The following is a 24,849-nucleotide window of genomic DNA, read 5'->3' on the forward strand; positions in this document are numbered from 1 at the left end:
TCGGCGCATATGAGTCGACCGCTACATCCATGGCTTCGCGAGGCGTCAAAACAACACTGTTGACCCCGTACCTAAGAATTTCCGGGACCTCGCACGAGATTATGACCTTCAGCCCGCAGATCATCATCATTGAACCTGCTCGTGGATGTCGTGGATCAGTGAGTCCGGCTCTGCCATCACCTCGGCCGTGACCGAATGGGTGATATCGAGGTTGCCTTCACTGTTGTTCGCAACGCTGTCCAGATGCACGGAGAGGCGCACCAGGCGCCCATCGCTCAGCTTGGCCTCTGTGACCCCATGCTTCACCTTGACGATGCTGAGGGGCCTGGGGCCCAGCTCGATCACCAGAGGTTGGTCATAGGACCACTTCATGCGGGGTCGGTCTCCGGTGCGACAAAGACACCGCCGACGAAGTTGGACCAATCGAACGCCGCGTATTGCTGCGCTGGCGTCGGATTGTTCTTCTCGAACTCCGCCTTTTGCTCCATGCGATCCAGCTTGAGCTTGATCGCCTTGAAGTCCGTAACGGCGCTCATGCGGGCTCCTTGTCGGGGTTCATCTCCGACGGCGCGGTGGCGAAGATCTCACGCTCATGGGCATTCGCCGGCGCAACCACCTGCGGCATCTTGAACGGGATCACCGGGAAGTCTTCCAGATAGCGCCGGTTGCGCGGGATGAACTGCACGACCTCGCCCATCAATCCCACCATTCGGTCAGCGAAAAGGACACAATGACCAACCCGACGATCGACAGCGCGATCAACCACTCAGCCGTGCCGTTCGGGTCAGCCACGAAAACCCCTCACAAGCATCCCAAGGAAGAACGCAGAGACCACGGCCACCCCGAACAAGATCGGCTCGAGATAGGTGAAGGCCTCAGGGATGCCGAAGTTCATGTTGTCCTCAAAGGTCTCGGGGCACTCGCCAGGTGCGAGCTCTGGCCACGTAGAACGGGCCGCCGGGGAGGTGATGCAGCTCTGCGGTTAGGCTGAGTGCCCCGATTTGGATACTGCGGCACGCCCCACTTGCATGGCCGGCGTTTCGGGCGCGAACCCTATCCCTTGCGGGGCCGCGAGGCGGACATTCTCGGCCTTGACCGAGAGCCGCTGCCATGGCCTTCGCGAGCCATGGCACAGATGAGCCCGCCCCTATACGGCGTCCCGGCCCCGCACGGGTGGGGCGGGCGGGTTGAAGGACTCAGGCCTTCGTGATTTGATCGCGCATGGCCAAGAAGAAGCGACCACCTTCTACCGTCGTAGAACTCGATGCTGAGACCGAGGCAATGATCGCTGCGCACAATCGCGCACTTGCCGCCATGTCTACCGCTGAGCGGATTGCCTATGACCGTTCAACTTCCCTGCGAACCTTGCGGCGCTGGCGCCACATGATGCGAGAAGACGCTAAAGGCAAATACGGAAACCGCAGCTTGAGCCCTGAGTTCTACCGAGAGCGCATCCGGGAAAGCCAGGTACTGCTCCTTCAGCTCCGGACTTGGCGCGCTACTGGCACCAAGCCCGGTAATGCTTAAGCCGTAGCTCTTTCGCCGATCTTCGCTCTCCGCTTCGCCTCTCTCTCCTGCAGCCTCCGCCGTTCGGCATTGACCGCATCAAGATGCGATTGGAAGTCCTCAACCGCTGCCTCATCCTTGAGGAGGTGCGATGACTTCTCGGTGCGATAACCTGGGGTGAATTTGATGGGCTGCGGTGCGTCCGCGCCTCTTCCGTATGCTGGCAGACTTGTAGCATCACAGCCCGAAACCTGTAACAGCCAATCTTGGGCCGGATAGCGCACCCAAGTGCTCGCTAGACCGAGTTGCATTGAAATATGCTCAAAGCTGGCATCAAGGCGACGATAAGCCGTCATCCTCACCCACCCGCGCCGTTTGCACGCCTCGCTGAAGCTCCAGCCGTTGACCTGACAGAAAGCCCAGCGCCAGACGATGTGTCGGCGCCGCTCATCATCCAGCAGCCGGATGGTCCAGTCGAGGCATTCGTCGTGGCGCGAGATCGCCTCACGGGTCAGCTTGCGGTTCGTCGCCCAACGGTCGGCGTTGTCGGTGCGCGCGACTTCGTCCCAGCCGTCGAGATCGTCCTGCGTGTACATGTGCTTGGGCCAGAAGCCGGCACCGTTGCCAACGCGAGGGCGCGGCAGAAGTTTCTCGGTGTCGGCTGCTTCGAGGAAGCGGGCCTTCACAAGGTCGGGAGTCCACATCAAGATTCTCCTGCTTTGATATCGTGATTGTGCGGCTCGCCGTAGATTCCGGCATTGCCGGTAACGATGGTCACAAATCCAAACAAGACCGCCGCCAGCGGCCATGCGATTCCAACGAGAGAAGCCGCGAGCCACGACGGCTCAAGGCCGTGCGCCATGCGCCGTCTTCGCGACACTCGTGTTACCAGAATCGCAATCCCAAGATATGCTTGGGTCAAGACGGTAATAACGACCCCATCAAACAACGCATCGGTCATTGGTCAGCCCCTCGTATCTGGGAAATATTCATATTAACCTCTCCTGTATCCGCTCTCCGAAGATCGCTCTCAGCCGTTCGTTCAGCCGTGCCTCGACCCCAAGCCTTGGCGCCGGCGCTCCCTGATCCCGCTTTGCCTCTTCCCATAGGTGGCAGAGGTCTATGTCATCAAAGGCCTCAAGCCAAGCCAGCCCCTTGTTCGGCCAATCCGGCCGCGCAAGCATGACGCTCGACACAGCCCTAATTACCGGCTCTACAAGCGCCATCCGGTTGCGTGCGCTCTCCATGATGGTTCGCAGGAGCAGGATCACATGCCCCTCTCCATGGCGCTCTAAAAGGCTCTGAAGCACCTCCGCGCACTTGGTGTCACCGGGGTGACGACGCGCGGTGGTTGGGATGAGATTGATCCCAAGTTCGGAGAGGATGGCAGGGAGATCGGTCACTTGCCCTCCGAGAATTTCATCAGGGCCCCATCGAAGTGCATCCGACACTGGCGGAACGCCTTGCGCCGGCGATGCTTCAAGGTGATGGCCTCGGCCAAGCCGCGGCAATTGTTGATCTCGGTTTCCCATCGCGCTTTGGCTTCCTCGCCGCCGCGGTGGTCCGGCCTGTTCATCTGCAAGAAGTTCTCCCGGCGCCACAGGCCAATAATCCAGTCCGCATCACGTTCGATCGAGGGAATATCTGCGTCGAGCACATGGGGTGTCGGATCGTCCCTGCGCTGGGCAGAGCGCGTCCGCTGGGCAAGGCAAATGCCGGGGATGCCGAGACCCTTGGTCATGCGCTTGAGGTCCCGAGTAACCTCCTTATAGGCCTCGAAGCGGTCCCGGTACTTGCCCTCAGGTTTAAGCTTGTCGAGCTGGTCGATGATGACGAGGCCGAGGCCACCGTTGCGCTGCATGGCGAGGCACTGAGCCCTCACCTGCCGAACGGTCGCCTCCTCCATGTCGAGGACGTAGAACGGGACGGTGTTGAGTGAGCGCTGGGCCGCCACGAGGCTATCGAACTGGTAGGCATCCATGGCGCCTTCGTTGATCTGGGCGACGGAGAGCCCTGAGAGCTTTGCGAGTTCGCGGGCTCCCATCTGCTCGGCTGCCATCTCCATCTGGATGAAGAGCACGGGTATGCCCTGCGTTGCCGCGTGCATGCCGATCTGGGCCGACAGTGCCGACTTGCCGTCCGCCTGGCTCGCGATGACGAACCCGAGGTCCCCCGGCAGCAACATGCCAAGGATCTCATCCAGGCTCGAGATGCCGGACACGATGCCCTCGGGAGTATCAGCCATCTGTGCGCTGTTGGCGTGCTTGGTGACGGCCTCCGCGATCTCTCCAATCGGCCGCGGCTTCTGCGTGGCCGCTGAGAGCAGGATGGAGTTGAGCCGTAGTCCAGCCTCCGCCGAAATGTCCTCCGCCGTCTTCTCGGTCTTGCGGGTCTCCTTCTTGAGCCAGTCCGAGAGCGCGTCCAGCTTGCGCATGGCAGACCGCTCGGCAAGGAACGGCGCATAGTCGGTTGCGCTGCCTGCCTCCAGTGCGCTCTCCTTCAGCGCCATCAGGATGGCGATGGTGGGGCCTGCCTCCGCGTACTCCTCCGGCAGGTTGGCTTGCAGCGCCGTGATCGAAACAGTCCCGCGCGGCGCCACCTTCAGCATCGCGAGATAGATGTCCCGGTGATACTGGACGGTGAGGCAGTCGGGCGTGACGATCTCGTGCACGGACCAGAGGTCGTGCGGCGAGCGCAGCAACGCGCCGATGAAGTTCCGTTCGTTGGCGAGGGAATCGTGAATCAAGCTGCGAACCTCGGAAACTCGCGCAGCATCAAGTGGTTCGGGATCGGCTTCTTGCCGGTCATCTGCTTCATGAAAAAATGGACGCCGGCCGCTTCGCAATCGCGCTTGATCGCCGCCGCCCAATCCGGGTCCATCATCCTCGCGCCGGGTCCGCTCTCGCCGCCGCAGATCAGCCAGTCTGGTTGCTGAGGACCGTTGTGGAGGCGCAGCGGACCGATAGCCGGCTCGTAGCTGATAAACCGGACCATAGCCGGGACATCGTCCAAGATTGGCCAGCGGCGATCATAGGCGGCCTGATCTTCGCACGTCGTGCCTATCCAGACATTGGGGAAGTCGGGAACGCTCCAATTTGTCGGGAGCATCTTGATGATGTTTTCCGGTCGCTTGGTCAGCAAGAGCCAGTCTAGGTTCTCGGTCTGGCCGATCAGGTCGAACAGATCGATACGCCAGTGCTCTGGCACCTGGTTGTCGAATACGTCGGCAAGGCTTGCGCAGAACACGCGCGGACGCCGCCCGGCGCTTTTCGCGGCCTTGTCCCATTGGACGGGCTTCCGCCAGTTAGCCGCGCTGGTTCGCTTGCGCTCGCCGTGCGGGCCCCATTGAACCCAGCCGTAGCGGTTCGATAGCGTCTCGGCATAGCAGTGGTCACAGCCGGCAGAGACTTTCTGACAGCCAATCCATGGGTTGAAGGTGTGATCTGTCCACTCAATCTTACTGTTCTCGGCCATCACGCCACCTCCCTCTGCATCTCGAGCCACAGGTCCGCGAAGTCTTTCCCGATCGGCGGGAACGCCACGATGGCGCACGCCACGCCCTCCTCCAGCATCCGGCCGCGCAATGCCTCTGCAGCCTTGCGGCCAGCTGGAATGGCTGGAACGTACTCGTCGCCCTGCTTCTTGATCGGAGCATCGCCGTCGGGAGCGATCACGACTTGCTCGACACCGAGCGGTGCTTCAAACCCGATGAGCCCGCTTGTCGACAGGCCCGCCCAGCAAGGCTGCTTGCGCCCGGTCATGCACCAATAGCCGAGAGCGGACTCGATGCCCTCGGCAATGGCGATCTTGCCGGCCATGCCGCCGATGCGGACAGCGCCGCCGCCGGCCGGGCCAAGCCCGAGCTTCGCGTTGGGAACATCCGCCTTGCGCCCATCCTCCCGCAGGAAAATGCGCCAGACCGCGGTGAACTCCCCCATCATGTCGTCAACCCGGCAGATCAGAGCCGGGTATCGCTTCTCCTTGCCCGGATACGGCAACGACCCGTGGAAGCGAAAGACCGGCTCCACCACCCCGATGAACCCGCGCTTGACCAGATAGGTATCCGCAAGCGTCCCCTGGATCGGCTTGGATGCCTCCCAGATGCGCCGCGCTGCTTCCCTGCTGTTCTCTTCCTGCTGCATTTGCTGCGCCTCCCGGGCTCGCTGAGTGGCTTCCATTTCAAGCCGACGTCTGTTGCGCTCGGCTTTCTCCGCCTCACTGAGGGGCCGCGCTGGACCGCTGGGGCATGGTCCTGCAATCTGCTCTGCAGCCGCTTTCCATGTGAGACCCCCAAGATGCATGGCGAGAGCGACCGGAGACCTCCCGCCCCCATGCCCACGGCAGACCCATTTCCCTTTGCCGGGGTTGATGCCTAGACGGTCGGTGCCGCCACAAAAGCAGCAGGGGCCGACCCACTCTTGCCCGGCTCGCTTGAGTTTGGCGCCAAACATCTGCGCTACAGTGAGTAGAGGTGCCGTATTGGCGGCGTCTTTCCAGTCCTCGTATGGCGTCATGCTGCCCCCTCGAACAGATCGCGCTTGCTCAGCTCGCCGTTCAGCGCCCAAGCCACGCCCAGCGCCTCAGCGGCGTCCTTTGATTTCAGGTTCGGATAGATGCGGCGGGCGAGCGCCAGAGTGTCCTCCTTGCTCGCCCGTCCGTTTCCTGTGAACGCCTTGCGCCATGTCGACTGGTGCAGTTCCCGGCATTCGATGTTCAGCGCGTTGCATATCTGCACGGCATGACCGCGCAGCCCGTACAGGCGCAGATAGGTCTTCATGGTGACGGGGTTGCGGACCTGGCCAGGCTTGGCATTCGGCCGCTTGTCGGGGGCCTTGATGTCCGTCACCAACGGCGCCTCGATCGCAACCGCCTCGACCTGATGCGAGATCAGCATGGCCCTGAACCAAGCCCGCCAGCTGGTGAAGATCGATGCATCATCGTCACCCTTCGCGCGGAAGGCTTCGATGTGCACGACTTTGCTGCCATCGAGGATGGCCGCCCCAGTCGTCGTCGCGATGTCGAAGCCTGCCACGATCACCGGCCGCCCCCCGTCGACAGCAGCTCACGCGTGCCGACAACCACGATTCCGGATAGCTGCTCGCGGCTGATCTCAACCCGCATCAACTCCCCCTCAATCTGCAAATTCAGCAAGAGCACCGCCGGCTCCGGGGCCGTCAGGTACGCGAGGCGCGCTTTCTGCGGTTCCGGAATCGCCTTCGCCGCGCGAGAGGATTTCCACAAGCTGGCCCATAGGGCCCGAAGGCGTGCCATCAGCGTCTCTCATCATTTTCCTGCTTATCTCGGAAAGCGGCGCGCCATATTGAAGCGCTAGGCTCAAGAGCACAGCTGAATCCCTCGCAAGTGTTTCCGCTTGGGTGCCTGTCTTTCCCGTATTGATCCAAACTTCCAAGATCTGGGCCGACGGTGTTGCGCGTCCGATGCCGGCAATGAATTTCTGCTCCCAATGGTAGAAATGGAAAGCCTCATGGGCGCGACGATTGGGGAGTAATTTTCTCATGACCATGGCCTCTTTGGTTGTGGCGCCGGCACTTCCGGGAAATGGAACGTGGGCCGATGGTCTTTCGCGACCTTCACCCAACTCGTCTTGCCGCCAAGGTGGCGGGGACGCTTGAAGCCGTTTTGATAGGCCATCGTCTTGATGGACTCCCAAGACCGAGGCGCGAACTCAGCCAGAAGACCATCCTTGGACATTGCGGGCCAAAACCTGCCGAGCCTGGCGATCTCAACACCGGTCCACATTTTGTGTTTTCGCTGGTAGGTCATGCCGCCTCCAGCCCGTCACGAATGAGTTGCCTCGCCGCCAAATCCCGCGTGATGCCCTCAGCCTTGGCGTAGGCGTCGAGCATGTCCGCGATCTCATCGGACAGGATTACCGTTCTGGATTTGTCCTCTGGCAATTTTTTTTCGGTCACGCCCGCGCCCTCCGCATTGCCATTTCACGGCCCGTCCTGTTGGGGATGACGTGATCCGGTGTCACCGTGCAGATGCGATTGCCGTCGATCTCAAAGCGGAGTCCTTCAGCGCGGACACAGACCGCCCCGAACGCCGCGGCATCGCCGCAGATGGAAAGGATGTGCTCGCGAACCAGCTCCAGGTTGAGGCCCATGGCTCGCTCAAGATAGCGACAGACGGCATGGTCTGTGACGACGATGGATTCCTTGCTGATGTTCACGCTGCCATCCTCCCCGCCTCTACTGCGGCGCGCTCGACCAGCCATTCACGAACAACCGCGTATGGATGCACGCCTACGGCTTCCGCAGCCCTTGTGATGACGGCGCGAGCATCTTCAGGAACGGCCTCAAGCAGCCTGGCAAGCCTGATCCGGTCCAATTTGCGTGGGCCCATCTGCTCGGAAAAATACTGGCAGATGGTCGTGTGATCGCGCCGCAGGATCTTTCCTATCCTGCAGGTTTTGAAGCCGGCATGGCGCAGCCGATGAGCGGCGTCGCGGCGGGCTTCCACAAGGGCGCCATAGCGGCGGTTGCCGAGCAGCTCTTCGCGCGTGATGTCGTACTCGTCCAGTATTTGCTTGATGATGCGTTTGCGCGCCTCGACCATCTTGGGGTCTTTGAAGTCTGGAGGTGTCATGCGATCACCTCGCCGACGGCGACGGCTCGGGCCCATCTCGGATCGTCGGCCGACCTAGTCGATGTCTTCGTGCCGTTGTTCTTGTGCCGATGGATGCCCATCGCCGCTGCCATGTTGGCGGCATACTTCGGGCTAAGGCCGAGAGCGGCGCACCGCACGGTAGACTTCGCAAAACCGTGCTGCAGATAGTGCTCCAGCAACTCTTGCTTGGTGGTGTCCGGGATCTTGGATTTTCGGTTCATCGCGCCGCCCCCATCCGATCGTCATGAGCCTGGTAGACGACCCTGCGATGGTGGGCGCAGTAGCTTCCCTTCTCGACGGAGTGGCCGCAGTACAGCGGCTCTGACATATCGTCGTTCGCGATAAAGCGGCAGTGATACGGCTCCAACGCGTCGAGACCAGCAATTCCGATGATCTGGAAGTTCGCGTCCACGGGCGGCGCTGGCCTATTAATCGGCTTGCCAGCGCGGGCTTTATTGGCGATGGCGACTTGCTTGATGCGATAATCGGCTGGGATGACCACGGCCCCAGCGTCCTTGAGCCGCTTGATGCGGCCGGCTACGGCGGATGGGTGCTTGCCCATGTACTCTGCGATCTCACCCCAGCTCTTGTTGTCCTCTATTGCCCGGATCAGCTCCCGGTCGCGCTCTGGCGTCCAGAAGGAGTTTTTCAACGCTCTCACATGGATGTTCACGTTCGCACCTCCTGCTTGCGGCGATTGTCAAAAACCTCTGTCTTGGCATCGGCACCGGACAGAAACTGGCTGTTGTCGTTGAACGGACGGAAGCGATCCACGAACCAAGTCGAGGTGCCGGTCTCGGCGAGCACGAAGTAGTCGCCACCCACGCCAGAGCTAATCTCGATGACGGTGTAGACGGCGTCGGCCGATAGCTTCCCCTGCGATACGGTGGGGTCGACGCAAACGACTCTCATTCGCCATCCCCCTCATGCTTGCGGATCTCAGCAAAGGGCCTGCCCGTGTTCAGCCATTCGGCGACGTCATTCCAGAACGTCGCCCGCGCCGTATGCCATTCCGCGAGCCGCAATGCGGCCCGCACCAATAGTGTTTTCACGATATGTCCTGCCCGACAGAACGGCCGATCGCGCGCGGCCTCGCGACTTGGTGATGCTTACTTTTCGTCGAAAAGATCGATCTGAGCCTGAAGGGCTCGCAGTTCTTCCGTGCGCTTCTTTTCCGCCGCGATGACTCGCTTGGACTGGCGGATTTTGTAGGCGAGCTTCAGCGAAACCCACCACGCCGGGTCGGCATCTCCCATAAGCGCTATGAGGATGTCGTAGCCGGCATCAGTTCTGAGCAGAGCGGCGACGTTCTCGATGGACATGTTCGTCTGTCCAGCGAGCCAGAATTGCACTGACCGCTCTGAAACTCCGGTGATGTGCGCGACGTTGGCCACCGTCTTACGCGGCCATGTCCTGCGAATGATCTCAACGAGTTGGCCAAAAAAGTCTGAGCGACCCTTCGCATTTACGAAGCGCGCTTCACCCGCCTGATTTGCCGATTTCCGATCAATGGAGGATGCTGTGGCCATGACGAACTTCCAGGGTGATGCTGTGAAACTTGAAGCCGAAATCCTGCTCAACCGATTCCGCTGCAACGCTGAAATCGCGCGACTATCGAATCTCGCAGAACAGAAGCAGGAACGCGCTGGCGAGCATCGCGCCGGCGGTGAAGAGCGCCACAAAGCCGCGCTCGAGGAGATTGAGCGCCGAATCGCGGAGACGATCGCGCGCCATAAGCTGCTCACCGGGCGTAGTCGGTAGCTTGTTCATGTCATTCCCCTCAAGTTGTGTTCCAAAGTGATACATCTTGCGAGTTCCGCGGTGGAACTGTTCAAAAATGCACGTAAGAGACCGGAGGTTCTTCTTTGTCACTTGCGTGACACGCGGAACCGGTTGCATGATTCTCCCGCGCGCATTTCGCGCCAACGAGGGCGGGAGAATGGAAATGGAAATGCCGGAAGTGCGAGAGCAGACTGTCGACACGTTCGGATTGCCGGAATACGTCGTGACCAAGATCCACGGCGAGATAGGCGGAAGCGGCCACGATGTTCGTCTGGTCTGCGGCGCGATGCGCTTCGGCCAGATCAACTGGCTCTACACCGTCGTCTCCTCCACGGAGGATTTGCTGATGTTCTCCCGCTATTGCGAACAGCTTGCCCTGGAAGCGTTCAACATGCGCGAGTTGATGGGGAAGAAGCGGCTGCAGGGGGCGCATTAGGCGGCTCCGCTCTCGGCCGCAAAAATCTTGGCGAGCTTTGGACTGATCTCGCTTGGCATGAGGCCTGTCACCGCCTGAAATTCAGCCACCATGTCAGGCGGGACATCCTGACCATTCTCGATCCGCGAAAGTTTCGCGGTGGATGGGCGCTTAAACCCATGCATGGGGAATCGGTCGCAGGCTTCCTCGAGGCTCAGCCCCGCTTCCTTGCGCCATCTCCGGATTGCTGTTTCTCGGTCACTGTGCATGCCGCCTTTCTTACACTAGATGCAAGACGCTTGGCAATCACTTTTGCATCTAGCGATGAGGATTTCTTTTGCATCTAATGCAAAGATAGGCGCATGCCAAAGAGAATTGGATATCCCCGCCCCAAGCAGCGGCGCCGTACCTTCATCAGGGAATGGCGCGAGTTTAGGAACCTGACCCAGGATCAGCTCGGTGAGCGGCTGGACACCAGTGGGAGCAGCATTTCCAGGATCGAAAAGGGAGAGCAGCCCTATACCCAAGATACGTTGGAAGCCATCGCCGATGCCTTGCAGACCGATGCAGCTTCACTACTGATGCGGAACCCGAACGACCCCGATGCCATCTGGTCGATCTGGGATCAGGCGAAGGCTGTCGAGCGCGATGTCATCCGGGATATGGCTCAGCGAATTGTCGGCAGTAAAACGGGGACAGGGGGCCATTAGACGCCCGCTGAGAGGCCATCCACGTCAATACCCCGGACGACCGCTGCCACCTCAGAGCGCATCAGGCGGCCCTTTCTGGCCTTCTCCGTCATAGCCAAGCGAGTTCCGGCCGGGATCGCATCCCAAATTGCTTTATCAAGGAACCTGCCGTCTGGCAGTTTTGGGCTCTTTTGGCGCCCTAGCAGCGTCACTGCAGCCGCAGAGATGTAGCAGTAAGCGGCGTGATCGCTGATAGCTCGTCGAATCGGGCTGTCGGTTGGATCTGAAGCTTCCTCCTTCCTGCTATCGAAAGCCAAAATCTCCGCAGTAGGGCTCTCTGGTAGTTCCACGAGAGGTCTATCAGTATGGTTATCTCTCAAAGGTTCTTCTCTAAGGTTAGGCGGCACCGTGGTGCCGGTCACTCCTACCTGCTCGTGCCGGTCACCATGCTCAGCCGTTCCTGTCACCGGCAGCAATGGGAAGATCAGATTGGTGCGCTTGACGCCGCGCCTCACTACCCTGAGCCAACCCGCATCCTTGAGTTGGCTAATGGCCTTGCGCACGCCGCGTTCGGTGAGGCCGCAGCTCTCCCCGATCGTCTTCTCGGAGGCGAAGCACTGGCCGGATTTGCGGTTCACGAACTCGATGATGGCGACCGCGACAATCTTCGCTCCCATAGGGAGGTCTGCTTTCAGGACGGCCTTCCGAAAGCGCCACGGTTCCCGCGCCAGCCTGATGGCTCCCAGGTCCTCGATATTGTCGTTGACAAGAGTTGACTGATGGTGTTTTGTACCAACCTGCATAAAAATACTTTCTAGTGAGCCGCCCCGCGAAGGCGGCTTTTTCTTTGGCCCACCACGGGCACAAACCATGAACATATATGCCCTCGCCTTGCACCTGGCGCAATAGGCCGATTCGCTCCTCAACATTTTTCTTGCAACTAGTGCAAATAGTGCTGGACGGCGCCTTGCATCTAGTGTAAGTGAATGGTCATCCCAAGCACGACGGGGCGCACGAATGACCAAGCCGACCGACCTCCGCATCGCGATCAACAAGAACCTGTACGGCTGTTGTTCGTCGATCGTCGCCTACCTCGACAATATCGAAGCCGGCCGCGCGTCGATGTTCCATCGCGACGGCAAGCTGGTCTGGGACATCGGCCCGACCGGGTTTGAAGGCGCCGACGACTTTGATCTGTCGCTCGAGTTCACCCCCGAACAATTCATTCAGGAAGACATGCTCAGCCGGGTTGAGACCGCGTTGCGGTTTGCGATCTCGGCTGCGCAGGCCTTCGGCAAGGAGGCTGCGTGATGAATCCATGGATTGGCATCTTGGTCCAGTTGGTCGGCTGGTTTGTCATTTGGTCTGTCGTTGACCTTCCATTCATCAGCTGGCGCGGGTGTCTTGTGACCGTTGGCGTCACGGTCGTGGCTCTCGGCCATCAGGCGACATGTCGCTGGGCCCCACGCTCCAGCAAGGAGGCGGCGCGATGAAGTGCTTTCTGACCGTGCTTAAGAGCGTTGCACTTGTGTTGGGAATATTTGCGGGACTTGGAAGTTTGATTGTCTCCATCCTGCTTCTCTCGTTGAAGACCGTCGCGCTTCTTGGGCTCCCAGAGCCCGCCGTTGGAGCCGTCATGATTGGATACATGAGTGTTGTGCTCGGGGTGTTTCTCGGCGTCATCCAGTGCGCGGCAGATCGGAGCAAGCAATGACCGACCTCGACCGCACCATTTCCGACATGCCCAAGCGCTTCGCCGTCGCTGAGCTGATCGGCTACTGCGAGGGGATTTGCGCCAGCGGCGTCCTTCCTGAACCGCACGAGCTGTCATTGCGCAGGCTGGTCGCTCAGACGCTCTCCGCGTTCGGCATGCCGAGCAAGGAAGAGTTGGCCGCGGGGCTCTCCACGGCGCCCGCAGCCCCAGCAAACGCCGCTCTGGAGCCATTCCCGGGCAATGGAGCTTTCACAGCATGACTGAGCGCCGCCCAGAGCCACCCTCACCCACATTCGCAGGCCTCGTTGCGGTCGAGTTGGTCGTGACGCTCGCCATCTTCGTCGTCGCCATCGTCTTGGTGAAGGCCAACGCGATCAGCCTTCAAGACCTGCAGGAGTTCTTCGGGTGAATAAGCGAGAACCGAAGCCGACCTTTGACCCGGCCTATATCCGCGACCTGTCGGAGAAAGTGTATCGCATACGCCTGGAGCAGGACTGCGAAGGCAATGTTGCCCGCATGCTTGCGAAGGACGCGGAGAAAGACCCGGAAGACGGCGGCAAGAAGCTGCGCAACCGCGCCGGTCAGTATGACCCGCTAACGCGCGCCTATCTCGAAGTGTTGGGGTTCAAGCCATGACCGCCGCAGAGCAAATCCAAGAGCAGTCCGAGCCGGACTTCTACTCCAACACCGGATGGATGATCGGCGAGATCGTGCTGGCCCATCAGATCCTCAACCGGAAGATCGCCGCCCTCCGCGGCGCTAACCAGGGCAAGAGCTCGGTGAGCCAGAAGCTGGCGGCCGAGGAAGTCAGCAAGATCGCCGAACAGCTCAAGGTCTGTGCCGACATCGTCGTGCGCAAGACTGCCGAGCATCTGAACCGTCGGAGTGTGTCGTGAAGCCACAAGTGATTGAGGGGGAGGTCAACATGGGTAAGGCTGTGGCCAAGGTTCAAGAGGCGTCAGTGGTCGCGATGACGCCGATGGACATGCTGCACAAGGCTGTTTCCGCCGGCGCCGACATTGAGGTGCTGGAGAAGCTGATGGCGCTCCAGGAGCGATGGGAGAACAACCAGGCACGCAAGGCATTTGACGAGGCGATGGCAGCGGCAAAAGCCGAGATCCCCACCATCATCAAAAACAAGGTGGTGGACTTCACGTCGGCGAAGGGGCGGACCAATTACCGCCACGAGGACTTGGGCGAGATCGCCCGCACCGTCGATCCGATCCTCGCCAAGCACGGCCTGTCGTATCGCTTCAAAACTACATCGAACGTGAATGAGCCGGTCACGGTGACCTGCATCGTGTCGCATCGCGGTGGCTATTCGGAGGAGAACACCCTTTCGGCCGGACGCGACGAGAGCGGTAACAAGAACAGCATTCAGGCGGTAGGATCAACCATCACCTACCTGCAGCGCTACACGCTCAAGGCTGCGCTAGGCCTCGCTGCGTCCAACGATGACGACGCAAAGGCGGCGGGGATTGCGGATAACGGCGGTTTTGTTACCGCCGAACAGGTCACAGCCATTGAAAAGCTGATCACCGAGACCGGGACCAATCTCCAGCGCTTCTGCGGGTACATGAAGGTTGAGGAGATCTCTGCCATCCCGGCAAAGCAGTATCAGCGCGCGATCGACGCCCTCAACGCCAAGAAGGGCCAGGCATGACTGAGATCATCCAAGGCTCTCCCGAATGGTTCGCCATTCGTCTTGGCAAGGTGACGGCCTCACGCGTTTCTGACGTGGTCGCTAGAACCAAGACCGGCCCAGCGGCCTCGCGCGCCAACTACATGGGACAGCTGATCGCTGAGCGCCTGACTGGCGAGGTGGCCCCCACCTACGTCAGCCCCGAAATGCAGTGGGGCACGGATCAGGAGCCTCACGCCAGATCGGCGTATGAGTTCCGGACGGACGCTACGGTCGAGCAGACTGCATTCGTCGACCATCCCACAATCGCCAATAGCGGGGCCTCTCCAGACGGACTTATCGGTTCTGATGGGCTTTTGGAGATCAAGTGCCCAAACACCTCCACCCACATTGACACGCTCCTCGGCCGCGCCATGCCCGGGAAATACCTCACCCAGGTCCAATGGCAGATGGCATGCACAGGTCGGCAATGGTGCGATTTCGTATCGTTCGACCCGCGCATGCCGGAGATGATGAGCCTGTTCATCGTTCGTGTGCCAAGGAACGACGAACTGATTGCTGACCTGGAGAAACAGGTGCGCGAGTTCATTGCGGAGGTGGATCGCAAGGTGGGGGAGCTCAAGGCTCAATACGAGAGGCGTACGGCATGAGCCGATTTCTCATCACCGTCAACGGCAATGCCGACCGCGAAAAGGCGGCGCGGTGGTGTATGGCCGCGAAGCTGGGGATGAGGATTGAGTTCAAGCAAGCCAAGCGCTCGGGCGAGCAGAATGACAAGCTTTGGGCCATGCTCACGGAAGTCTCTGAGCAAGTCCAATGGCACGGCATCAAGCTTTCGCCGGATGACTGGAAATTCATCTTCCTGGACGCCCTGAAGCGCGAACTAAGGGTTGTGCCAAATATCGACGGCAACGGCTTCGTCAACCTTGGCCGGTCGTCTTCCGACCTTTCGAAGGACGAAATGTCCAACCTAATCGAACTGATTCACGCATTCGGCGCCAACCACGGCGTCACGTTTCATGATCCAGACTCCAATTCGGTCGAGATGTCCCCACACTCTCAGCCGGATGCGCCAGCGGACGAAGCGCCCCCCACGCCTCCCTCGTCCGCTGGCAACAATTCAGAGGATTCGCCCGCTGGTCGTGCGTCGGGCGAAGGCGGCGGGGATGATGCGGCGAGTACGGCTGGCGATACATCATCCCCGCCACTGCCTGAAGGATGGGGCATCGAATATGCCGCGGCCCTGCGGCGGGCTCAGAAGAAGGAAAGCCTGCCCAAATACGCGACCCAGTTCTGGGATCAGCGCGGCGGCTGGGCGGCTCACAAGGACGGTCCCAGCGGCCCAACCGCGGTCGCGATCTATGACGCGTTCTGGGTCAATTTCGGGAACAAGGACGCCATCGAATCCGAACTCAGGGAGCTGCTGTGATGCTCCTGTTCGTCGACTGCGAAACCAGCGGCTTGCTCAAGAAGAACCTCCCACTGGAGGATCCCAACCAGCCGTGGGTGGTGAGCCTGGCCGCCCAGCTCTGCGACGGCGCCGGCAACGAGCTCGCCGCCATCCGCACGGGGATTAGGGCTGGAGACCGGAAAGTCTCCGAGGAGGCGAAGAAGGTGCATGGCATTTCCAGCCAATTAGCGAGCCGTACAGGGGTGTCCGAGCTGGCGGCCCTTGGCGTGCTCTGTGGCCGCGAAAGCCTTGCCAGTCAGGCCCGCTACGTCGTGGGCCACGGCTTGGACTTCGACCGGGATGTGATCACCTCTGTCCTGGCTCGTAATGGTCGTGATGCCAAGACGTGGACGCGGCCAGGCCTGCAATTCGTCGACACCATGACCGCCGCCACCCCCTTCTGCAAACTCACCAGCGAGCATGAGTCCGGATCCTATCGCTGGCCGAGCTTGGACGATGCCTGCCGGATCCTGCTTGGCGAGGAGCCGCGCGCCGGCGTGCACGACGCATGGGATGACCTGCGCCGCTGTCGGTCGCTGTTCTTCTGGCTGCGGGAGCGTGGCGCCTTTGATCTCGAGGTGGCGGCATGAGCAGCCTTCTCGGACACCGCCGGCGCGAGTTTCCGCAGTCCGTCCGCAAGGCGGCGCTGAAGCGGGCGACGCGCAACAGCAAGGTTTACTGCGAGTCATGTGGGTTGGAGTGCAACGAGCGGCGCGGCATCATCTTCGAGCACGTCACGCCGGACGGGCTCGGCGGCGAGCCGACGCTCGAGAATTGCAAGGTCCACTGCAAGACCTGCGCTGACGTGAAGACTCACACCGAGGACAACCCGCGCATGCGCAAGGCCGACCGCGTCTTGAAGCAGCGCTTTGGCTTAAAGCCGACGTCGCGGCGCCCAATGCCCGGCTCGAAAGCCAGCGGGATACGTAAACGCATGAACGGAACAGTGGAGCACCGGTGATGGCTTGGATCATTGGAATAGCGATCGTTCTCGCGCTTGTAGCGCTCTTCGTGTGGTGGGTGAGCAAGCTCACCATCACCTAGCAGCACATCAGGAGAATGCGTAGGCGCGTTCAATAACTTAGCAGGGGAACTAGAAATGCCGAACCATTGCATCAACGAAATCATCTTCCGCAACGTCGTTGCTGCCGTCCAAGACGATATCCTGAAGGCGACTTGCAACGCAGATGGGGAGGTTGACTTCGAAATCCTCGTTCCTATCCCGCCGCAGGTTTGGCGTGGGAGCGTTGGCATCCGCCATGAGAAGGCGTTCGGTAGGGGCATGACCGCTCTTGAATGGTGCCGACATAATTGGGGCACCAAATGGAATGCTTACGACCACCATCCGGTTGAACGTACCGACGACACGCTGACGCTGCGCTTTGAGACAGCATGGGCGCCGCCCTACCCTTGGCTTTGCGCGCTGATGAACACGGTCAAGCGTCCGTTCGAGCACAACTGGCTTTCTGAAGGTGGGGCGCCGGCAGTAACTGCCCGCTTCAACTTTGCCAACCTGAGCAGCCATCGCTACGAACCGTGGTCTGAGGAAGAGGCCGACAAAGCACTTGCTCGCCATCTGCACAAGCTGCTGTGGGGCGTCGAAGAGTTCGACGACGACGCTGCCTGACTCACTCAGCAGATATGAGAAACGGAGGGGAATGATGGGTATCCACATCATCGAGCTGATACTCAAGGGCCTCGGCGTCGGGATTGCTGCTGGCGCGGTCTCCGCGCTTGTGATGTTCGGCGCGGTCGCCGGCTACGCCTTAGCAACGGGAGGCTAGAATGAAGGACCAGGACCGCAACAAGAGGATCATCGACATCCTCGACCGCGAGGACTACCGCGAGCAGACACCGCGGAAGCTCATGGCGGCCATTGAGGAGGTGGATGGTCATGCCCAAAGAGGTGTAGCCAAGGTCAATGGCCTTGGATGGCTGGAAGCCAGTATCGATCGCGGCGACGGATATAGCGAGCTTTCTGGATATGAAGCTGAAACGCCGTTTGGCACATTTTACCAAATCGAAATCGGTGCAGACTCGTTCACGGTTGAGCATGATCTGAATTTGATCGGTCGGGCCGATAGCCCCGATGAAGCTAAGGCCATTGCCCAACAAGATTTTGAACAGCGTATCGCATGGGCGATGGCCCCCGACGCCACAGCCCTTCGCACTCCGGCAGCATCCGAAGGCCCACATCCTTGGTACGGGCCTTGTGATGCAATCGGTCCCAATGGACGGTGCGCGGAATGCATGAAGCTGTCTCCGGCAGCATCCGAAGGCCTGTCCGTTGCTCAGCTTCAGCATATCGTTGGGGCGCACGAACAGACGATTGAACAGCTTCGCGAAGATCTTGAGGCCTTGCGCGCGGCTCCCACGAAGGAGGAAGTTGAGCTGCGCCTAGAGGTCGTTCGGCTGCGCAAAGAAGCCGACTTGGCTCATGCCGAGGTAGTTCATACGCAGGACGAGCTAGGCGCGCTGCTGCATGCCGCCGAGGCTAAACTCGCACAGGCGCTCTCACAGGTCGAGGACAAGATGCCGCCGGCAGCATCCGAAGGCATGGACCGCGTGGACTACATCTACGAGGTCGAGCGGCTTCAGGGTGTCGTGGAATTGCTGGAGAAGAACGCCGGCATCCAAGCAAAGCTGTTGTCCGACACGGCACGCGAGCGCGACCAGGCGCTCTCACTGGTCGAGAATGCTCGGGAGCAATTTGCGAAGCTTGCTGAGGACATGGCCAAGAGCTGGGTTAACGGCGAGGCCATCACACAGACCGGCGTTGGATATCAAACCGCATGCCGAAACATAGCGGCGGCCATCCGCTCGCACACATCGACTGTGGGAGAGGGCAAGTGACACGAGCCGAGTTGGATCAAATTTGGTACGCGATAACGCACGCTATCGCAGGCGAATACCGTGAGCGCGGGTGGCTTCCACCTGGAAGGCAGACTGCCGGTATAGCACCGCCGACCGAAGTCATGCACGAAGTCCGATCTATGGCTCGTGAAATTTGCCTGCACAGAGGCGAAGATCCCAACCGCGTTGATGTCGGCGGCGTCGAAGGCTGGGAGCGATACAAGCTTTTAGCGATTGCGGTCATGCAGGAGGCTGAGCGGCTTATTGCCCGCAGGACGACTCACGCTCCGCAAGAACGAAAGGCTGATACGTGAATGTGGCTCTACGTCCCCACAGCTTCAACCTCATCAGCCTTTGCACAGGCGGAGGAGGACTTGACCTCGGCGTCGAGCTGGCGATCCCAAGCGCTCGCAGCGTCGTGCTCGTGGAGAGGGAAGCCTTCGCCTGCTCGCACCTGGTCAGCGCGATGCAGCAAGGTCTCATGGCTGAGGCCGCTCTATGGAGCGATGTTACCACCTTCAACGGCCGCCCATGGCGTGGCCTCGTGGATGGCCTCATTGGCGGCATCCCGTGCCAGCCTCACAGCCTCGCCGGCAAACGCCTCGGAGAAGAGGACGAGCGGGATCTCTGGTCAGATGCCCGCCGCATCATCGTCCAAAGCGGTGCTTGGTTCGTCCTCATCGAGAACGTCCGTGGGATGCTGTCTTCGGGCGGTGCGGAGAGAGTCTGGCGAGACCTTCACCGGCTGGGCTTCCAGGTTGAGGGAGGACTGTTCACGGCGGCAGAGGTCGGCGCAAGCCATGAGCGCGAGCGCATATTCATCCTCGCGGTGGCCGACCATGCGAGTCGGGGATGGTGCGGTGGGAGCGCTCAGAGATGGCGTGAACGATCCTCGGGGGCGGTTGGAGGACGTGGTGGCGAACTGGCCCACGCCAGCAGCCAGCGAGGCGCGGCTAGGCTTTCAGGACAGGTCGGACCCGACCAAGAGCGGCACTCAGGAAAGTCTTTCGACCGCAGCAATCCTGTGGAGCTCGCCCCGCGCCTCGGACGGGGAGAAGGGTGGTCCGAACCAGAAGTTCATCTCTGGCGGAACGCCGCTGCCGGCGCAAGCGGCTCAGTGGCGCACTCCGACGAGTTCGGAGGAGAAGCGGGGCGACAGCCCAGACTGGACTCCCCACGCCAAAGCGGGCGAGCACTCGCTTACCCGTCAGGCATCGCAGTGGGCCACGCCACGCGCGAAGGAGGACGGAGCCTATCAGTACAGCCAAGGAGACCACGACAAGCCGGTCCTGACGCTCAGCGGCCAAGCCTCCTCTTTCCGCCAGGCCCATCCGATCTACGAAGTTGGGCAAGTGTCCTCACATCCGCGCCGGAGCTTGAACCCGCTTTTCGTCGAGTGGCTGATGGGCTGGCCTCCCGGCTGGACGTTGCTCGGGTGGACCGACTTCGCATGCTCGGCAACGGCGTTGTCAGCCTTCAAGCAGCGTATGCGCTGCGCACTCTCGCAACTCGGCTTGCCGAAAGCGGCTCCGCCAGTGCAGCTCGACTTGTTGGCATGATGGAGTTCGCAGCGTGAAACATATCCCACATGAACGAAAGGCTGGCCAATGAAAACCCACACGTTCGATCCATCCAAGACGCGCAAGCACTGGCCGATCATTGAGGCTTACCAGGGGAAGAAACTCTCCCGCTCACAAGCCGAAGCCCAACTCAAGGACATGGGCATGGTCGGCTGGGAAGTCGCCCTTTACCTCGACAACGATCAGGATTGCGACAATGACAAAGATTGAATTGCAGCGACTGAAGGATCGCATTGATCGGATCGCGAACGACGTTCTTTGCGACATGAAGCCGGGCTGGGACGACAGCGTGCACGGCTTCAACAAGGCGTGGGATCTGGTCCGCGACATTCTCAGCGAAGAGATCGGCCGCGCCCCCGAGCACATTTCCCAAGAACGAGGGCCTGACCATGGCTGACCTGTTCCTGGAACGGGATGCAGTGCTGTCCGACTGCGGCACCTACCGCTATCTCTTGCGGCGGACGTGGGATCACAAGCTCCCACGCGCCCTGTTCGTCATGCTTAACCCGTCAACGGCCGACGCGGAGATTGATGACGCGACGATCCGTTCCTGTATTCGGCTGTCGAAGTGCCTGAACTACGGGAGCTTCGAGGTCGTCAATCTGTTCGCCTTCCGTGCGACCGATCCGGAAGACCTCGCCAAGGCTCTGGCGCCGATCGGCGAGCGGAATGACGATATTATTGAGGCCGCGATCGGCCGCTGCGACGTGGCTATATGCGCCTGGGGCGCCCATCGGATGGCTGAGCGGCGCGCGAAAGACGTGCGCGGCCTGCTCCGCTCGCACCGGCCTGCCGTCTTCTGCCTCGGAAAGACCAAAGCCGGCTATCCGAAACACCCGCTCTACATCAAGTCCGGGACGCCGCTGGAGGTCTACGCATGATCGTGCGTCCCCTCAGTCATTCCGAGCTTCGCGAGATTCTGCGCCGACAGGAGCAGATTGAGAAGCATCAGCCGAAGTGCCCGGAATGCCGGACTGATCAGGTTCAGATCATGTTCAAGGCCGCACCGGCGCGTTGGCGGTGTCGCCGCTGCAAGCATTGGTTCACGTCCGAGCCAGCCGACACATCGAAGCACATTCACGATGATCGATGTTTGCCCGAGAACACCGCACAAAAACCGTGAGTGGCGTTTTTCACGATTTGCCGAAATCGCTTTTGTTTGATAGAGTGTTCGAATGACGCTACCAGAGAGCATTACGCCGGCAGAGTTCGCCAGCCGCTATGGCTGGTCAGAAAGACGTGTGCGCATGCTTGCGAAGAGGCTTGGCGCGTGTCGCGTTTTGGGCAACCGGATGGCGCTCCTACCCGAGGATGTTTCCACCCTTCTTGAGGCCACAAAGCCATGCCCCTCAAAGTCTATCGACGTAAGGGAAGCTCTGTCTACCACTACCGGGGGACGCTTGCCGGACATCGATTCCGCGGCACTACTGGCACACCTAACAAGGAAACCGCGCAAAGAGTTGCGTCCGATATTGAGGACACGTTCTGGAAAAGTGGTCTCGATGGAAAAGAGAAGGCCCTGACATGGCCGAAGGCAAGTGCGCTCTATTTGGCGGCTGGAAAGCCGTCTCGGTTTCTCGCCCCGCTGGTCAAATATTGGGGCGATGCGAAGATTGCGGACATCAATTCTGGTTCTATCCGTCAATCGGCGATCGACCTTTATCCGAATGCCAAAAATTCAACCCGCAACCGACAAGTAATCGTTCCCACCTTGGCCGTCATCAATCACTGCGCAGAGTTAAACCTATGCCCTCCGCTGAGGATGAAGCGGTTCAAGGTCGACACCAAGGTCAAGAAGCCCGTCACCCTGGAGTGGATTAATGCCTTCCGGCGACACGCAGACCGATCCGACATTGCTGTTCTTGCGCTGTTTCTATTCTCTACAGGGGCAAGGATCTCTGAAGCTCTCGATGTTAGGTGGGGAGACATTGACTTTAGAGGGCGCAAAGTTCTTATCCGCCAGTCAAAGCTTGGGAGCGAGCGAGAAGCGCACCTTCCAACTGATATTTTCCTTGCCCTCGCAAACCTCCCTAGAGGTGGAGAAGGTCCGTTTCCCATTGCCTACACCACAGCGCGAGACGCCTGGGAGCGCACCACGAAAGCGGCCGGCATCGAGCCGCTCACGTTCCACAGCTGCCGGCACGGCTTCGCGACGGCACTCCACGGCAAAGGGATAGGGGTCAAGACGGTAGCAAAGCTCGGCGGCTGGAAATCGGCTCAGCACCTGTTCAACACGTATCTGCACGCCGACGAAGACGCCACGATCACAGACCGGCTTTTTGACACAGAAACTGACACAGCCGGAAACGAAGTTAAGAAAGATCAAGTAGTTAAGTCAGGAAAGTGAAACCCATATAGGGGAATACGGCCGCAAAACCAATCCTGTGTGTCGATGGCCGCCCCTCGGATTGCGCCTGAGGAGGCGGCCCGGGGGCCGCCTCCATAGGCCAGCGGCCGAGCTTACTGGTTGTGGTTCTTCAGGACCTGGTCGCAGGCCTGGGAGATCTTGGCCCGGTTCTCCTTGAGGCAGGCCAGGATCGTGAAATCGCCCTGGTCGATGACCGGACGGCAGAACTTCTGCACATCGCGCGTGCAGGCCTTCTGCTCGGCATCCGTGCCGCGCCCCTGCTGGGCGAGCGCTGCGGTCGAAAGTGAGGCCGACAGCAGGGTGAGAGCGACGAGAAGCTTACGCATTGTATTCCTTCATTCTGACGGCAGAATCGCACCGATCCCGGGCTGCACAGGGCGGATGGCCGGAACGGATTGTTCTGATGGCAAGTCGCCGCCTCCACAGCGGCCTCGGAGAAGGCACAAGCACTGGCAAATGCGGCCAAATTGGCGCCGCGCCCGCCAAATCAGGTCTTCCCTGCGCCTTCCTTGGCAGATGTAAGGGATTGATACTACGTCAGATTTCAGGAACCCGGCATTTTACTGCGCGCCTGTTGCAGGGCTGCATCTCTTCACCCTGCCCGCCCCTTCAGAAACCCACCGAAACACGGCAAATCGCCCCGCCGCGGCATGGCGGGAGACGACGTGAGCCACCATCTCTGGCAGTCCGGCTTTGAACCTGACACTGGCTCGGAGCACTAAACTTTCGATGTGGCGAGACGTTCTCGATCGAAGCGAACGTCGTTCCAAAACGGGATATTCGAGATGACATTCTTTGGGCGATCTGGACTGGCAATCAAGGCGGCCGGCATCGGGGCGGTGCTGCTGTTCTCGGCATCGGCAAGCCATGCTCAGTCGTCCGGACCGTTTGCCGGTTTCGACGGCGCGTGGACCGGAACCGGCACGGTGTCGCTGTCCGACGGCTCCACCGAGCGCATCCGCTGCAAGGCGGACTACAAGGTCGCCGGCAGCGGCCTCAACCTGAAGCAGGCGCTGAACTGCGCCTCCGACAGCTACAAGTTCAATCTCACCAGCGACGTGACGAGCCAGGGCGACCGAATCTCCGGCAATTGGAGCGAGTCCAGCCGCAACATCTTCGGCAATCTCCAGGGCACCGCCGGCGGCGGCCAGATCGAGGTCTTCGTCGAGGCCAACGGCTTCGCCGCCAATTTGTCGCTGCGCACCAACGGCACCAAGCAGACGGTGCAGATCTCCTCCAAGGGCGAGATCCGCGGCGTCAACATCACGATGACGAAGGGCTGAAGCCTTCAGACGTTAGGGAAGAGCCTCCGGTTTTCGCGAGCCGGGGGCTTTTTGCTGGCTGTTAGCGGACATGGACCCAACCCGCAGACTCCTCCTGAAGGCGGCCGGCGTCTTCGCCGCCAGTGGCGCCTTCGCCAATGATCGATCGTCAGTTCAGCGAGGGGCGGACATGCAGCCTTCGCCCGTGAAGCCTCGTCACGTGCTCTGCTTCCTCGGCAAGGACGAAGGCCTGCTGCATCCACCCGAGGCAGTGGCCAAGACGATCGCGGACTTCAACTTCGAGATCGACCGCACCTATTCGCAAGCCAAACCCGATCCGCACATGGAGCGCTCGTTCGGGGTGTGCTGGGACCGCGTCTTTCCGAAGGCGTGGTCCGAGGCGGACGAAATGGCGGTGCTCGACCACAAGGCCGTGCTCTATGTGCTGAGCCCGCCGATGGAGCAGCAGAAGACGGTGGCCTATTCGGCCGCCGCCTTGCGCATCGTCGAGGAGATGATCGAGGCCGGTGCCACCGCCGTGAAGGGCGAAAGCGCGGGCGTTGCCCACGGCCTTGCACGATGGCGACAACTGGCCCGGGAGTGCAAGGCGGCCGCGAACACGAGCCAGGGCCCTGCCGTCACGGCAGCCATGGGCCGGGCCTGCCGCCTCGCCTTCGCCAAGCGTCCGCTCGCCGGCGACACTTACAACGAAAGCGTCGGCTTCCACCTCGTCGGACTGCCGGACATCTATGTCGCGCGATCGCGCGGCAGCGACCGGAAGGCGGCAAAGCTGATGGACGAGATCGCGGACGCCATGGCCGAGCGCGGCATCGCGGCAACGCTGCGCGAGCGCAAGCTCGCGCTGTCGCGCGAGCAGGACTATGCCGAGGGCGACTTCAAGTTCAATCCCTACGGGATCATCCGCATCGAAGCGTAAAGGCGCGCCGGGCAGCGTCCG

The 24,849-nt window shown here is 60.7% G+C and carries 49 protein-coding genes and 1 pseudogene; 27 read left to right on the forward strand and 23 right to left on the reverse strand.

What is annotated here, in order from left to right; translation table 11 throughout:
* Window positions 1-126: 126 nt before the first annotated feature.
* From AC3WLX_RS07590 to AC3WLX_RS07600, 3 genes are read right to left on the reverse strand one after another with little or no spacing between them, the layout of a single operon-like run.
* Complete coding sequence (locus AC3WLX_RS07590; RefSeq protein WP_492335330.1) at window positions 127-372, reverse strand: hypothetical protein; 246 nt, start codon at window positions 370-372, stop codon at window positions 127-129.
* A complete protein-coding gene (locus AC3WLX_RS07595; protein WP_492335331.1) occupies window positions 369-536 on the reverse strand; it encodes a hypothetical protein in 168 nt (55 codons plus the stop codon). The genes AC3WLX_RS07590 and AC3WLX_RS07595 overlap by 4 nt, the downstream gene beginning before the upstream one ends.
* On the reverse strand, window positions 533-697 hold the full coding sequence (locus AC3WLX_RS07600) for a hypothetical protein (RefSeq protein WP_492335332.1): 165 nt from the start codon (window positions 695-697) through the stop codon (window positions 533-535). Before AC3WLX_RS07600 ends, AC3WLX_RS07595 begins: the two co-directional genes overlap by 4 nt.
* A 524-nt stretch (window positions 698-1,221) precedes the next feature.
* Here AC3WLX_RS07600 and AC3WLX_RS07605 point away from each other — a divergent pair.
* The gene (locus AC3WLX_RS07605; RefSeq protein WP_492335333.1) at window positions 1,222-1,527 is read left to right on the forward strand and encodes a hypothetical protein; all 306 of its coding nucleotides are present in this window, start codon (window positions 1,222-1,224) and stop codon (window positions 1,525-1,527) included.
* Here the strand turns inward: AC3WLX_RS07605 and AC3WLX_RS07610 are convergent.
* The 17 genes from AC3WLX_RS07610 to AC3WLX_RS07690 form a co-directional block, all read right to left on the reverse strand.
* Window positions 1,524-2,210, reverse strand: a complete 687-nt coding sequence (locus AC3WLX_RS07610) for a hypothetical protein (RefSeq protein WP_492335334.1) — start codon at window positions 2,208-2,210, stop codon at window positions 1,524-1,526. The genes AC3WLX_RS07605 and AC3WLX_RS07610 overlap by 4 nt on opposite strands.
* A complete protein-coding gene (locus tag AC3WLX_RS07615) occupies window positions 2,210-2,467 on the reverse strand; it encodes a hypothetical protein (RefSeq protein WP_492335335.1) in 258 nt (85 codons plus the stop codon). The genes AC3WLX_RS07610 and AC3WLX_RS07615 overlap by 1 nt, the downstream gene beginning before the upstream one ends.
* A gap of 28 nt (window positions 2,468-2,495) precedes the next feature.
* Window positions 2,496-2,909, reverse strand: a complete 414-nt coding sequence (locus tag AC3WLX_RS07620) for a hypothetical protein (RefSeq protein WP_492335336.1) — start codon at window positions 2,907-2,909, stop codon at window positions 2,496-2,498.
* Complete coding sequence (locus tag AC3WLX_RS07625; protein ID WP_492335337.1) at window positions 2,906-4,252, reverse strand: replicative DNA helicase; 1,347 nt, start codon at window positions 4,250-4,252, stop codon at window positions 2,906-2,908. Before AC3WLX_RS07625 ends, AC3WLX_RS07620 begins: the two co-directional genes overlap by 4 nt.
* A complete protein-coding gene (locus AC3WLX_RS07630; protein WP_492335338.1) occupies window positions 4,249-4,980 on the reverse strand; it encodes a DUF5131 family protein in 732 nt (243 codons plus the stop codon). Before AC3WLX_RS07630 ends, AC3WLX_RS07625 begins: the two co-directional genes overlap by 4 nt.
* On the reverse strand, window positions 4,980-5,648 hold the full coding sequence (locus AC3WLX_RS07635; RefSeq protein WP_492335339.1) for a DUF7146 domain-containing protein: 669 nt from the start codon (window positions 5,646-5,648) through the stop codon (window positions 4,980-4,982). Before AC3WLX_RS07635 ends, AC3WLX_RS07630 begins: the two co-directional genes overlap by 1 nt.
* Window positions 5,649-6,016: 368 nt before the next feature.
* Entirely contained in the window at window positions 6,017-6,538 is a 522-nt protein-coding gene (locus AC3WLX_RS07640) for a hypothetical protein (RefSeq protein WP_492335340.1), read from the reverse strand.
* A gap of 99 nt (window positions 6,539-6,637) precedes the next feature.
* Window positions 6,638-7,024 carry a TSCPD domain-containing protein gene (locus AC3WLX_RS07645; RefSeq protein ID WP_492335341.1) on the reverse strand — a complete coding sequence of 129 codons (387 nt, stop codon included), beginning with the start codon at window positions 7,022-7,024 and terminating at the stop codon, window positions 6,638-6,640.
* Complete coding sequence (locus AC3WLX_RS07650) at window positions 7,021-7,290, reverse strand: hypothetical protein (RefSeq protein ID WP_492335342.1); 270 nt, start codon at window positions 7,288-7,290, stop codon at window positions 7,021-7,023. Before AC3WLX_RS07650 ends, AC3WLX_RS07645 begins: the two co-directional genes overlap by 4 nt.
* Entirely contained in the window at window positions 7,287-7,439 is a 153-nt protein-coding gene (locus AC3WLX_RS07655) for a hypothetical protein (protein WP_492335343.1), read from the reverse strand. Before AC3WLX_RS07655 ends, AC3WLX_RS07650 begins: the two co-directional genes overlap by 4 nt.
* Window positions 7,436-7,699, reverse strand: coding sequence for a hypothetical protein (locus tag AC3WLX_RS07660; protein WP_492335344.1), 264 nt, complete (start codon window positions 7,697-7,699; stop codon window positions 7,436-7,438). Before AC3WLX_RS07660 ends, AC3WLX_RS07655 begins: the two co-directional genes overlap by 4 nt.
* The gene (locus AC3WLX_RS07665) at window positions 7,696-8,115 is read right to left on the reverse strand and encodes a helix-turn-helix domain-containing protein (RefSeq protein ID WP_492335345.1); all 420 of its coding nucleotides are present in this window, start codon (window positions 8,113-8,115) and stop codon (window positions 7,696-7,698) included. The genes AC3WLX_RS07660 and AC3WLX_RS07665 overlap by 4 nt, the downstream gene beginning before the upstream one ends.
* Window positions 8,112-8,357, reverse strand: a complete 246-nt coding sequence (locus AC3WLX_RS07670; protein WP_492335346.1) for a hypothetical protein — start codon at window positions 8,355-8,357, stop codon at window positions 8,112-8,114. The genes AC3WLX_RS07665 and AC3WLX_RS07670 overlap by 4 nt, the downstream gene beginning before the upstream one ends.
* On the reverse strand, window positions 8,354-8,809 hold the full coding sequence (locus AC3WLX_RS07675; protein ID WP_492335347.1) for a GcrA family cell cycle regulator: 456 nt from the start codon (window positions 8,807-8,809) through the stop codon (window positions 8,354-8,356). The genes AC3WLX_RS07670 and AC3WLX_RS07675 overlap by 4 nt, the downstream gene beginning before the upstream one ends.
* Entirely contained in the window at window positions 8,806-9,048 is a 243-nt protein-coding gene (locus AC3WLX_RS07680) for a hypothetical protein (protein WP_492335348.1), read from the reverse strand. Before AC3WLX_RS07680 ends, AC3WLX_RS07675 begins: the two co-directional genes overlap by 4 nt.
* On the reverse strand, window positions 9,045-9,188 hold the full coding sequence (locus AC3WLX_RS07685) for a hypothetical protein (RefSeq protein ID WP_492335349.1): 144 nt from the start codon (window positions 9,186-9,188) through the stop codon (window positions 9,045-9,047). Before AC3WLX_RS07685 ends, AC3WLX_RS07680 begins: the two co-directional genes overlap by 4 nt.
* 57 nt (window positions 9,189-9,245) lie before the next feature.
* Window positions 9,246-9,665: a hypothetical protein gene (locus tag AC3WLX_RS07690; RefSeq protein ID WP_492335350.1), complete on the reverse strand. Its 420-nt coding sequence runs from the start codon at window positions 9,663-9,665 to the stop codon at window positions 9,246-9,248.
* Between AC3WLX_RS07690 and AC3WLX_RS07695 the strand changes: the two genes are divergently transcribed.
* Window positions 9,664-9,897, forward strand: a complete 234-nt coding sequence (locus AC3WLX_RS07695) for a hypothetical protein (RefSeq protein ID WP_492335351.1) — start codon at window positions 9,664-9,666, stop codon at window positions 9,895-9,897. The genes AC3WLX_RS07690 and AC3WLX_RS07695 overlap by 2 nt on opposite strands.
* A 184-nt stretch (window positions 9,898-10,081) precedes the next feature.
* On the forward strand, window positions 10,082-10,354 hold the full coding sequence (locus tag AC3WLX_RS07700) for a hypothetical protein (RefSeq protein ID WP_492335352.1): 273 nt from the start codon (window positions 10,082-10,084) through the stop codon (window positions 10,352-10,354).
* Here the strand turns inward: AC3WLX_RS07700 and AC3WLX_RS07705 are convergent.
* Window positions 10,351-10,602, reverse strand: a complete 252-nt coding sequence (locus tag AC3WLX_RS07705) for a helix-turn-helix domain-containing protein (protein WP_492335353.1) — start codon at window positions 10,600-10,602, stop codon at window positions 10,351-10,353. The two genes, AC3WLX_RS07700 and AC3WLX_RS07705, sit on opposite strands and share 4 nt — an antisense overlap.
* A gap of 93 nt (window positions 10,603-10,695) precedes the next feature.
* On the opposite strand from AC3WLX_RS07705, the gene AC3WLX_RS07710 reads away from it, so the two are divergent.
* Complete coding sequence (locus AC3WLX_RS07710) at window positions 10,696-11,043, forward strand: helix-turn-helix domain-containing protein (RefSeq protein WP_492335354.1); 348 nt, start codon at window positions 10,696-10,698, stop codon at window positions 11,041-11,043.
* Here the strand turns inward: AC3WLX_RS07710 and AC3WLX_RS07715 are convergent.
* Window positions 11,040-11,900: a helix-turn-helix domain-containing protein gene (locus tag AC3WLX_RS07715; RefSeq protein WP_492335355.1), complete on the reverse strand. Its 861-nt coding sequence runs from the start codon at window positions 11,898-11,900 to the stop codon at window positions 11,040-11,042. The two genes, AC3WLX_RS07710 and AC3WLX_RS07715, sit on opposite strands and share 4 nt — an antisense overlap.
* Window positions 11,901-12,039: 139 nt before the next feature.
* Here AC3WLX_RS07715 and AC3WLX_RS07720 point away from each other — a divergent pair, with 139 nt between their 5' ends.
* The 21 genes and pseudogenes from AC3WLX_RS07720 to AC3WLX_RS07820 all read left to right on the forward strand — a co-directional run bounded on the left by AC3WLX_RS07720 (window position 12,040) and on the right by AC3WLX_RS07820 (window position 22,608).
* Window positions 12,040-12,333 carry a hypothetical protein gene (locus AC3WLX_RS07720; protein WP_492335356.1) on the forward strand — a complete coding sequence of 98 codons (294 nt, stop codon included), beginning with the start codon at window positions 12,040-12,042 and terminating at the stop codon, window positions 12,331-12,333.
* 178 nt (window positions 12,334-12,511) lie between these two features.
* Window positions 12,512-12,736 (forward strand): hypothetical protein, encoded by a 225-nt coding sequence (locus AC3WLX_RS07725; protein ID WP_492335357.1) that lies wholly within the window; start codon window positions 12,512-12,514, stop codon window positions 12,734-12,736.
* Window positions 12,733-12,996 (forward strand): hypothetical protein, encoded by a 264-nt coding sequence (locus tag AC3WLX_RS07730; RefSeq protein ID WP_492335358.1) that lies wholly within the window; start codon window positions 12,733-12,735, stop codon window positions 12,994-12,996. The genes AC3WLX_RS07725 and AC3WLX_RS07730 overlap by 4 nt, the downstream gene beginning before the upstream one ends.
* Window positions 12,993-13,145: a hypothetical protein gene (locus tag AC3WLX_RS07735; protein ID WP_492335359.1), complete on the forward strand. Its 153-nt coding sequence runs from the start codon at window positions 12,993-12,995 to the stop codon at window positions 13,143-13,145. Before AC3WLX_RS07730 ends, AC3WLX_RS07735 begins: the two co-directional genes overlap by 4 nt.
* Window positions 13,142-13,372 carry a hypothetical protein gene (locus tag AC3WLX_RS07740; RefSeq protein WP_492335360.1) on the forward strand — a complete coding sequence of 77 codons (231 nt, stop codon included), beginning with the start codon at window positions 13,142-13,144 and terminating at the stop codon, window positions 13,370-13,372. Before AC3WLX_RS07735 ends, AC3WLX_RS07740 begins: the two co-directional genes overlap by 4 nt.
* Window positions 13,369-13,632, forward strand: coding sequence for a hypothetical protein (locus AC3WLX_RS07745; protein ID WP_492335361.1), 264 nt, complete (start codon window positions 13,369-13,371; stop codon window positions 13,630-13,632). Before AC3WLX_RS07740 ends, AC3WLX_RS07745 begins: the two co-directional genes overlap by 4 nt.
* On the forward strand, window positions 13,629-14,399 hold the full coding sequence (locus AC3WLX_RS07750; RefSeq protein ID WP_492335362.1) for an ERF family protein: 771 nt from the start codon (window positions 13,629-13,631) through the stop codon (window positions 14,397-14,399). The genes AC3WLX_RS07745 and AC3WLX_RS07750 overlap by 4 nt, the downstream gene beginning before the upstream one ends.
* Window positions 14,396-15,028, forward strand: a complete 633-nt coding sequence (locus AC3WLX_RS07755; protein ID WP_492335363.1) for a lambda exonuclease family protein — start codon at window positions 14,396-14,398, stop codon at window positions 15,026-15,028. The genes AC3WLX_RS07750 and AC3WLX_RS07755 overlap by 4 nt, the downstream gene beginning before the upstream one ends.
* The gene (locus AC3WLX_RS07760; RefSeq protein WP_492335364.1) at window positions 15,025-15,807 is read left to right on the forward strand and encodes a recombination protein NinB; all 783 of its coding nucleotides are present in this window, start codon (window positions 15,025-15,027) and stop codon (window positions 15,805-15,807) included. Before AC3WLX_RS07755 ends, AC3WLX_RS07760 begins: the two co-directional genes overlap by 4 nt.
* Window positions 15,807-16,418: a 3'-5' exonuclease gene (locus tag AC3WLX_RS07765; RefSeq protein WP_492335365.1), complete on the forward strand. Its 612-nt coding sequence runs from the start codon at window positions 15,807-15,809 to the stop codon at window positions 16,416-16,418. Before AC3WLX_RS07760 ends, AC3WLX_RS07765 begins: the two co-directional genes overlap by 1 nt.
* On the forward strand, window positions 16,415-16,789 hold the full coding sequence (locus AC3WLX_RS07770; RefSeq protein ID WP_492335366.1) for a hypothetical protein: 375 nt from the start codon (window positions 16,415-16,417) through the stop codon (window positions 16,787-16,789). Before AC3WLX_RS07765 ends, AC3WLX_RS07770 begins: the two co-directional genes overlap by 4 nt.
* A gap of 138 nt (window positions 16,790-16,927) precedes the next feature.
* The gene (locus tag AC3WLX_RS07775; RefSeq protein ID WP_492335367.1) at window positions 16,928-17,455 is read left to right on the forward strand and encodes a DUF1281 family ferredoxin-like fold protein; all 528 of its coding nucleotides are present in this window, start codon (window positions 16,928-16,930) and stop codon (window positions 17,453-17,455) included.
* A 34-nt stretch (window positions 17,456-17,489) separates the two neighbouring features.
* The gene (locus AC3WLX_RS07780; RefSeq protein ID WP_492335368.1) at window positions 17,490-17,612 is read left to right on the forward strand and encodes a hypothetical protein; all 123 of its coding nucleotides are present in this window, start codon (window positions 17,490-17,492) and stop codon (window positions 17,610-17,612) included.
* A gap of 1 nt (window position 17,613) precedes the next feature.
* Window positions 17,614-18,681: a hypothetical protein gene (locus AC3WLX_RS07785; protein WP_492335369.1), complete on the forward strand. Its 1,068-nt coding sequence runs from the start codon at window positions 17,614-17,616 to the stop codon at window positions 18,679-18,681.
* Between the two features lie 316 nt (window positions 18,682-18,997).
* A pseudogene (locus tag AC3WLX_RS07790) lies at window positions 18,998-19,459 on the forward strand (DNA cytosine methyltransferase); the annotation flags it as partial.
* A gap of 136 nt (window positions 19,460-19,595) precedes the next feature.
* On the forward strand, window positions 19,596-20,240 hold the full coding sequence (locus AC3WLX_RS07795; RefSeq protein ID WP_492335952.1) for a hypothetical protein: 645 nt from the start codon (window positions 19,596-19,598) through the stop codon (window positions 20,238-20,240).
* Window positions 20,241-20,288: 48 nt separating this feature from the next.
* Window positions 20,289-20,471, forward strand: a complete 183-nt coding sequence (locus AC3WLX_RS07800) for a hypothetical protein (protein ID WP_492335370.1) — start codon at window positions 20,289-20,291, stop codon at window positions 20,469-20,471.
* Window positions 20,458-20,658 (forward strand): hypothetical protein, encoded by a 201-nt coding sequence (locus tag AC3WLX_RS07805; protein ID WP_492335371.1) that lies wholly within the window; start codon window positions 20,458-20,460, stop codon window positions 20,656-20,658. Before AC3WLX_RS07800 ends, AC3WLX_RS07805 begins: the two co-directional genes overlap by 14 nt.
* The gene (locus AC3WLX_RS07810; RefSeq protein WP_492335372.1) at window positions 20,651-21,142 is read left to right on the forward strand and encodes a DUF1643 domain-containing protein; all 492 of its coding nucleotides are present in this window, start codon (window positions 20,651-20,653) and stop codon (window positions 21,140-21,142) included. The genes AC3WLX_RS07805 and AC3WLX_RS07810 overlap by 8 nt, the downstream gene beginning before the upstream one ends.
* Window positions 21,139-21,384 (forward strand): hypothetical protein, encoded by a 246-nt coding sequence (locus tag AC3WLX_RS07815; RefSeq protein WP_492335373.1) that lies wholly within the window; start codon window positions 21,139-21,141, stop codon window positions 21,382-21,384. The genes AC3WLX_RS07810 and AC3WLX_RS07815 overlap by 4 nt, the downstream gene beginning before the upstream one ends.
* A 219-nt stretch (window positions 21,385-21,603) precedes the next feature.
* On the forward strand, window positions 21,604-22,608 hold the full coding sequence (locus AC3WLX_RS07820; RefSeq protein WP_492335374.1) for a tyrosine-type recombinase/integrase: 1,005 nt from the start codon (window positions 21,604-21,606) through the stop codon (window positions 22,606-22,608).
* Window positions 22,609-22,721: 113 nt separating this feature from the next.
* Here the strand turns inward: AC3WLX_RS07820 and AC3WLX_RS07825 are convergent, their stop codons facing one another.
* A complete protein-coding gene (locus AC3WLX_RS07825; RefSeq protein WP_194388522.1) occupies window positions 22,722-22,955 on the reverse strand; it encodes a hypothetical protein in 234 nt (77 codons plus the stop codon).
* A gap of 459 nt (window positions 22,956-23,414) precedes the next feature.
* Between AC3WLX_RS07825 and AC3WLX_RS07830 the strand changes: the two genes are divergently transcribed.
* Together AC3WLX_RS07830 and AC3WLX_RS07835 are read left to right on the forward strand one after the other, a co-directional pair.
* The gene (locus AC3WLX_RS07830) at window positions 23,415-23,912 is read left to right on the forward strand and encodes a hypothetical protein (protein ID WP_492335375.1); all 498 of its coding nucleotides are present in this window, start codon (window positions 23,415-23,417) and stop codon (window positions 23,910-23,912) included.
* 70 nt (window positions 23,913-23,982) lie between these two features.
* Window positions 23,983-24,828, forward strand: a complete 846-nt coding sequence (locus AC3WLX_RS07835) for a hypothetical protein (protein ID WP_492335376.1) — start codon at window positions 23,983-23,985, stop codon at window positions 24,826-24,828.
* The last annotated feature ends 21 nt before the right edge of the window (window positions 24,829-24,849 follow it).

It is taken from the genome of Bradyrhizobium sp. FW305-F6 (assembly GCF_058782905.1).